Raw genomic sequence first — 1,634 nt, 5'->3', positions numbered from 1 at the left:
GTGATGGATAATAAAGAGTTATCAGTTATAATTTATTGTTGCTATAAAGGGAGTAGATAAAATGTCACGAAGAAAATTTGATAAGATTCAATATATTATATTATTTGCGAGTCCCATACTATCATTAGTTGCGTTTATTATTACATATTACATTGATCCATTAGACTATTCTGAAAATAGTTCATTAGCTGCAATACCAGCATTTCTTCTTTCTATAATTATACTAATAATTGGGCAAATCATCACAATACATAATGAGGTTAATCATGTATCAATTGATTCTGAAAGAATATATGAAACTGTAAAAAATTACTTAAATGTAAACAAGGTAGGAACTCCTCAAAGTGCTTGGCAATACATAATAGAACGGTTACCAATTTTAGAATATGTTCAAAATACGTCATTTAATTACAAGGATGAATGCGAACTTGCCGATGAAAGATTATATTGTGTGGAAACCTATTATCAGTCTTTTACAATTATTGCAAAATATATAAAAAAAGGCTTGAACTGGAAAGATATTGGTGATGCATCAGCCATTGAGAGATTCCGAAAACTAGATGAGCTTATTCCTGATAATGCAAAAGGACATTATACATATAAACTCATAAGGCAGTCGGAACCTCAAATAGGATTTATTCTCCTAACATACAAAGATGGAACAAAAGAGGTTCTATTTAATTGGGATTTCAGAGATATTCCTCAAGATCCAGTAGTACTTCTATCAAGAGATGAAGAAATATTTAATATGTTTGCTGCTCAATATAAAGGGTTACAGCGTGTAGCAGTAAATGATTATGATAGCAAAGCTATTAAATCAACTTCATAGAAGTATCGGTTAAGAAAGTGTGGATCCTCTTGCATCCATTTATCAAAAAATATTGATGAGGCTTCTGATAAAAATTGTGCTGTCCAGTTAAGGGTCCCTGTATAGTAAGGAATAAATTTAGAATCAAAAGGACTTGTCCTTTCAAAAAGTTCAAATTCAATAGTTTTATTTTGGTATGGAGAACTATGAATAGCGGTATAAACGCGGTCCATATCATAATGTCGAAAATTTGTATTGTTTTCTAATGCAACTCTCAGATTGCTTTCGATTTGTTGTCTCTCATTCGTTGGCATTGGACCAAAACGTATGGACGCACCATCATATTGACGTATAGCAAGTGTACCTTGTTTATTTTTACAAAAAATTGATTTGATAAATAAATCAAGATTATCAATATAAGGAAATATATTAAATGCTAAAATTAAATCGGCAGATGGAATTTGGTCAACTTCTTTTTCTATATCCAATTTTAAAAAAGATACATTGCGGTTCCATAATTTACTGCGTTCTTTTGCTATAGATAAAGATTGTTCATCGTTATCTATTCCAATAAATTCACATTCATTGGGAAATATTTCATTTAATAACGCAAGCCATAAACCAGATGCACATCCTAGATCTACTATTTTATGGGGATGTAATTCAATGAGTCTTTGGGCAAATTTAGTGCGTTCTGGTATTTTGGCATTATGATGTTTTTCTAGCCAAGTTGCGTTAGCGAGAGGTTTTCCTATTGAATTTTCTTCTGTAATCATATAACATCCTTCTTTCTTATTTTGTCGTATAACTCTTTATTATCCATCAC

2 protein-coding genes are annotated in these 1,634 nt (G+C 30.9%); one reads left to right on the top strand and one right to left on the bottom strand.

All coding sequences use genetic code 11. The features are described from left to right. The first annotated feature begins 61 nt into the window (after positions 1–61). On the top strand, positions 62–829 hold the full coding sequence (locus tag DXB77_RS12890; RefSeq protein WP_118663543.1) for a hypothetical protein: 768 nt from the start codon (positions 62–64) through the stop codon (positions 827–829). On the opposite strand, the gene DXB77_RS12885 is transcribed toward DXB77_RS12890, so the two are convergent. Then, entirely contained in the window at positions 796–1,584 is a 789-nt protein-coding gene (locus DXB77_RS12885; protein WP_118663541.1) for a class I SAM-dependent methyltransferase, read from the bottom strand. The two genes, DXB77_RS12890 and DXB77_RS12885, sit on opposite strands and share 34 nt — an antisense overlap. Positions 1,585–1,634 lie beyond the last annotated feature (50 nt).

The sequence above is a fragment of the Clostridium sp. OM05-9 genome, assembly GCF_003481465.1.
Classification (GTDB): Bacteria; Bacillota; Clostridia; order Lachnospirales; family Lachnospiraceae; genus Coprococcus; species Coprococcus ammoniilyticus.
The sequence above is the reverse complement of the archived record's forward strand: the minus strand, read 5'-3'. Positions and strand labels throughout refer to the sequence as shown.